General features: G+C 66.1%; 7 protein-coding genes and 1 pseudogene. 5 read left to right on the top strand and 3 right to left on the bottom strand.

Features of this window, described 5'->3' with window-relative positions:
* The 5 genes and pseudogenes from ACLQ7E_RS11985 to ACLQ7E_RS11965 all read left to right on the top strand — a co-directional run.
* Positions 1 to 520: extracellular solute-binding protein (locus ACLQ7E_RS11985; protein WP_411732805.1), on the top strand; the 520-nt coding region annotated here is incomplete at its 5' end.
* The gene (locus ACLQ7E_RS11980; RefSeq protein WP_411732804.1) at positions 504 to 2,027 is read left to right on the top strand and encodes an ABC transporter permease; all 1,524 of its coding nucleotides are present in this window, start codon (positions 504 to 506) and stop codon (positions 2,025 to 2,027) included. The genes ACLQ7E_RS11985 and ACLQ7E_RS11980, both read left to right, overlap by 17 nt.
* Positions 2,024 to 3,124: an ABC transporter ATP-binding protein gene (locus ACLQ7E_RS11975; protein WP_411732803.1), complete on the top strand. Its 1,101-nt coding sequence runs from the start codon at positions 2,024 to 2,026 to the stop codon at positions 3,122 to 3,124. Before ACLQ7E_RS11980 ends, ACLQ7E_RS11975 begins: the two co-directional genes overlap by 4 nt.
* 138 nt (positions 3,125 to 3,262) lie before the next feature.
* A complete protein-coding gene (locus ACLQ7E_RS11970; protein WP_411732802.1) occupies positions 3,263 to 3,433 on the top strand; it encodes a hypothetical protein in 171 nt (56 codons plus the stop codon).
* A 238-nt stretch (positions 3,434 to 3,671) separates the two neighbouring features.
* Positions 3,672 to 3,972: pseudogene (locus tag ACLQ7E_RS11965) on the top strand (ArsR/SmtB family transcription factor).
* 299 nt (positions 3,973 to 4,271) lie between these two features.
* Here the strand turns inward: ACLQ7E_RS11965 and ACLQ7E_RS11960 are convergent.
* From ACLQ7E_RS11960 to ACLQ7E_RS11950, 3 genes are all read right to left on the bottom strand, one after another.
* Entirely contained in the window at positions 4,272 to 4,556 is a 285-nt protein-coding gene (locus ACLQ7E_RS11960; RefSeq protein WP_411732801.1) for a hypothetical protein, read from the bottom strand.
* A 513-nt stretch (positions 4,557 to 5,069) separates the two neighbouring features.
* A complete protein-coding gene (locus tag ACLQ7E_RS11955) occupies positions 5,070 to 5,171 on the bottom strand; it encodes a DUF1697 domain-containing protein (RefSeq protein WP_411732800.1) in 102 nt (33 codons plus the stop codon).
* Positions 5,171 to 5,427: RidA family protein (locus ACLQ7E_RS11950; protein ID WP_411732799.1), on the bottom strand; the 257-nt coding region annotated here is incomplete at its 5' end. The genes ACLQ7E_RS11955 and ACLQ7E_RS11950, both read right to left, overlap by 1 nt.

The following is a 5,427-nucleotide window of genomic DNA, read 5'->3' as shown; positions in this document are numbered from 1 at the left end:
GGGGGCCCCCGACTTCCAGGCCATCGCCGCGGGCATGCTCGCCGAACGCGGCGAGTCCGAGACCCGCGCCTGGCTTCAGGCGCTGGCGGATAACGCCGAGGTGTACCAGAACAACATCGCCACGATGAAGGCGGTCAATGCCGGGGAGGTCCCGGTCGGGATCATGTACCACTACTACTGGTACCGCGACCAGGCAGGGGACCGGCAGGGCAGCGCGAACACGGCGTTGCACTACTTCGGCGGTGAGGACCCGGGCGCGTTCGTCAGCTTGTCGGCCGGCGGGGTACTGGCCTCGAGCGACATGCCCGAGGCGGCCCAGAGGTTCCTCGAGTACGTTACCGGCCCCAAGGGCCAGCGGGCCCTCGTCGACAGCGGATCCATGGAGTACGCGGTGGGCACCGGGGCCAATTCGGACCCGGCACTCCCGTCGCTGGACGAATTGGAAGCCCCAGCCGTTGAGGTCTCCTCCCTCAACTCCGACCAAGTGATCGCCTTGATGACGGATGTCGGGATCCTCTAGCACGCGCGGCGTGGTGGCCGCCGCGACCCTCGTCGCGGCCCTTACCCTGCTGCCGGTGCTCATCGCCCTTCCCGCCGCACTCTCGGAGGGACCGGCCCGCGCCGCGGAATACCTGTTCCGGCCGCGCATCGGGAACCTGCTGGCGAACACCGGGTTGCTGGTGGCGGTCACGGTGCCGGCAGCCGTCGTGCTCGGAGCAACCGCGGCCTGGCTCGTGGAGCGCACGGCCCTGCCCGGCGCCGCCTGGTGGCGGACCCTGCTGCTGGCGCCGCTGGCCGTCCCCTCGTTCGTCAGTGCCTACGCCTGGGTGACCGTCGCGCCCGGCCTGACCGGTTTCGCCGGGTCGGCCCTGGTGACCACCCTGGCCTACTATCCATTCGTCTTCCTGCCCGTCGCGGCGCAGTTGCGCGCCCTGGATCCGGCCGACGAGGATGCCGCCCGCTCGCTCGGGCTCTCCCCGGCCGCCGCCGTCATGCGCACCGTGCTGCCCCGGCTGCGTCCCTCGCTCAGCGGCGGCGCCCTGCTGGTGGCGCTGCACCTGCTGGCGGAGTATGGCGTCCTGGAGATGATGCGGTTCCCGACATTCACCACGGCGATCATGCAGCAGTACGCGGTGGGCTTCAGCGATACCTCCGGGAGCCTGCTGGCCTCCGTGCTGGTCGGGCTGTGCCTGCTGGCGCTGTTGCTGGAGCTGGTCGCCCGGGGCAGGCGCCGCGTCGCGCGCCTGGGATCGGGGACACCGAGCCGTCCCGTGCCCCACGCCCTGGGTGCCTGGACCGCACCGGCCATGCTGTTGCTCGCGGCGCTCGTCGCCGGCGCCTTGGTGGTCCCGGTCGCCAGCGTGGGTCGATGGCTCGCCGCCTCCGAAGGATGGGCCGGCCTGCTCGATGCAGGCCTGCTGGGCGCCACCCTTGGCACGGTGGGCCTCGCAGCCCTGGGCGCCGTGGCAGCGACCGCTGCCGCGCTGCCGGGTGCCTGGCTGCTCAACCGGCACCACTCCGGACTGACCGTGGCCCTGGAGCGCGTCACCTTCGTCGCCAGCTCGCTGCCCGGCATCGTCGTCGGACTGGGGCTGGTGACCTTGGCCGTGACATGGGCGGGCCCGCTGTACCAGACCGTCACCCTGACGGTTCTGGCGTACGCCATCCTCTTCGTCCCCCGGGCAATGGTCTCACTGCGCTCAGGGCTGGCTGCGGCTCCGCCCGAGATCTCCGAGGCCGCACGCTCCCTCGGAACGGGCGGCACGGGCACCCTGGTCCGGGTCGTCCTGCCGTTGATGGCGCCCTCCGTGATGACGGGCCTTGTCCTGGTGGCGCTGGCCGTCAGCACCGAACTGACGGCCACGCTGCTGCTCGCCCCCACCGGGACCGAGACCTTGGCCCTGGCCTTCTGGCGCGAGGCCAGCCAACTCGACTACGCCGCCGCGGCCCCGTATGCCGCCGTGATGATTGCCCTGTCCGTGCCCCTGACCCTGCTGCTGCGGCGGCAGATCCTGGAGGAGAAATGACCGAACTCAAGGTCCGTGCCGTCTCGGCCGACTACGGCCTCGACGCAGTGCTCAAGTCCGTCGACCTCAACGTGGCGGAGGGCACGACGATGGCCGTGCTGGGTGGGTCCGGCAGCGGCAAGACAACGCTGCTGCGCATCATCGCCGGCTTCCTTCCATCCAGCGGTGGCGAGGTCTCGGTCGGGGGCCGGGTGGTTGCCGGGCCAGGGGTGTGGGTGCCGCCCGAACAACGCGGGATCGGCTACGTGCGCCAGGAAGGCGGGCTGTTTCCGCACCTGTCGGTGGCCGGCAACATCGCCTTCGGCTTGCCATGGCCGCGTCGTCGCCATCGGGACCGCGTGCTCGAGTTGCTCGATCTTGTCGGCCTGCCCTCCGCGATGGCGGACCGCCAGCCGGACCGGCTCTCCGGAGGCCAGCAGCAGCGCGTGGCCCTGGCACGCGCGCTGGCTCCGCGCCCCGGTCTGATCCTGCTCGACGAGCCGTTCTCCGCCTTGGACAGCGGGCTTCGCGCAGCCACCCGCGAGGCCACCGCCCGGGCCCTGCGGGCGGCGGGCGCGACCGCGGTCCTGGTGACCCACGACCAAGGCGAGGCCCTCTCCTTCGCTGACGAGATCGCGATCCTTGACACCGGCCGCTTCCGGCAGGTCGGCCCGCCGGCGCAGGTATACCGGCAGCCCGTCGACGCGGAGGTGGCCCGCTTCCTGGGTGAGGCTGTTCTGCTCGACGGCACGTCTTTCGCCGGGGCGGTCTCCTGCCTGCTTGGCACCCTGCCCGTTCAGGAGGGGACCTCGGACGGAGAGGTCCAAGTGATGGTCCGACCCGAGCAGATCACCCTCACTCCCGTCGGGAGCGGCCACGTCGAAGCCACGGTCCGTGCCGTCTCGTACTTCGGGCACGACGCCGTCGTGGAACTGCACGAAATCGGCGGCGCATCATCTCAATCAGTGATCGCACGGGTCCTTGGCCAAAACGCGCCCCCCGCCAACCAACGCGTAGGCCTTAGAGTCATCGGCCCCGTCCGGGTATTTCCCCGTGCCCGCTTCCCTGAGCCGTCCCTTTTTGGGCGCGCCGCGGTGGCGGAGGTCCATCCTTCGTAGCCATGAAGCGAACGACAAGTTGCCCGCCACCCACGTCTGAACCCCGGCAGCCGGCACTGATCGTCGACTCCTAGCTCGGGCCATCTGGCGCAGAGCGATCCGAATCGGGCGACGGGCGGGATCCCGGGGATCCTGCCTGTGGGTCACGATCGGAATGCCAGCCGGAACCTGGACGGCACCGCGATCGACCTGCACGCGCGCATCACCCACTCCACCGCTGGCCCGCAGGACAGCGGGAAGAACGGGCGGTTCTTTGGCCCCATCGACACCGGACTGCCCACCACGATTACGGCCACCTTGTGCCGGTGACCGTCACCCCCGGCCACGGCGCGTCCTGAAACTCAAGCAATTCGAAGCCATTGCCGACGATGCTATCGAGACAGCAGCGAGAACCCTCATCGTCGGGCAGCAGCTGCGAGATTTAGCTCTGCAAACCACCCTTTGAGGGTCCGTAGGATCCTGAAAATCCGTACCCTCCCTGGCTCTAATCGGTCATGGGCACCACGGTTGATTCAGATCCGTACAGAAATTTCTGAACCATGGTTGCATGGAAAACCTTGCCCGTTTTGGCTATGCGGTATCCGACCAGACCAGGACGCAGGTGCTTCTCCTTCTGGCCGAAGCGCCGGCCTATCCCGCCGACTTGGCCGATACGCTCGAAGTCTCGCGACAAAAGATGTCCAACCACCTGACTTGCCTGCGGACTGGTCCGCGCCATACCCGACGGCCCGCGTTCCCGGTATGAGCTGACCGACGCCAGACTGGGTCATGCCATCAAGGATCTGCTGGGCGTGGTTCTCGCCGTCGACCCGACCTGCTGCGCCCCCGGCGTCAAATGCCTGGCCTGATCCGGACGAATTCGACCGGAAGCTAAAGAATTTGTCGGGTCTGGCGGGAGATTGACACAGTCACTTCTCAGCCCGGCAATGACCATCCCGACGAATCCAATACCGTGTTGCCCCCTGTGAGGTACACCCTGACGCGCGGCGCAAACGACGACGGTGAACTGGCCTTCGCAGGGGCATTGGCATACCCAGCCAGGTAGCAGGTCCACCGAGCGGCACCACATGACGACCGATTATGCGCCGCTCGCTATGTCACTTCGACGAAACCAAGTATTGCGAGGACCAGCAGCTGGGAAGTTTGCTCATAGGAGATCCGTCGGATCCGCATCGATCTCGGCGCGAGCGTTGTCGACCTGAGTCTGAAACGAAGGCACCCATTTGGTAAGGGTTTCCAGATTGTGCCAGGCGAGGACCGCAGTGAAGCCGGTCTTCCTTTGCTTCCCCATCTTTATCGCTTCAATGCGGACTAGATAGGGGATCTCGAGCTCATCGAAGAATGCGCCCAGCTCGGTGATTCCAAGACCCCATTCCTCAGATGCTCGTTGATCCCGCCAGATGCAGAAGCCGGAAGCGGGCTCAAACCACATGCCGCTCCGGCGATTCAACAATCGCGCTGCGCCGTGCGTTGTTCTGGTGCGTGGGCCATGCAATAGCGGTAGCGCCAGAATCATTTTCTGCGGGTGGCCATTCGTTCGAAGAGCCGGAGGCGTTGGGTGATTGGGAGGCATTCCTCCGTCTTTCTTGAAAGCTGACCTTAGCTGTCCTGGGTGCGTGGATCTCGTTCGTGCTATTTCCACACGCATTCTTGGAAGCATCGGGCAAAGCCGGGTGTCGCAACAAAGGATCGTTTACCAGGAAGCCCCACGGACCCCCGAGTGACTTATTCCGTGTCCTGGAATCTAGGGCCCAAGGATTCCGAGCAAACGGGTGTCAACTAGATTTTCCGATATAGGAAATTTTCGAAGTCATCTCTACTGCCTGGTTGCATCCGTCAGAAGAACCCTGACCGGGACAGTTCATGCTGTCCGATGGAGGATCGGCTAATGGGCACCACGGGTGACATTTAGCGCTGCAAAAACACCGCCACTTATCGCTGCGAATCACACACCTGCGTCGCTGGAAGCAATCGGTGCGGCCTGCATATTGATCAGGTTCTTGTCGCCCACGTTTATCCCACGCAGCAGAACAACGTATTTGGCCATCATCGAACGATGGCGGCGACTGCACCGATCTCGACTAATGCCCCCGGAACACCCAGCCCAGAGATTCGAGCCCCCGTCACCAAGGCGGGCTCGTCCGAAGCAAGCTCAGACCCGATGGCGTTGTATGCTGCTGCAACGTCAACCCCATCAAGGAACAGCACCGTCCACTGCACAACGTCTTCGATAGTCGCGCCGGCGGCGGCCAGCGCAGTTTTGACGTTCTCTAGGGCGCGAGTGGCCTGTGCAGCAATGTCGC

It is taken from the genome of Paeniglutamicibacter sp., from assembly GCF_046714615.1.
Taxonomy (GTDB): domain Bacteria; phylum Actinomycetota; class Actinomycetes; order Actinomycetales; family Micrococcaceae; genus Paeniglutamicibacter.
Note: the sequence above shows the minus strand (reverse complement) of the source record. Positions and strands in the feature narration are given on the sequence as shown.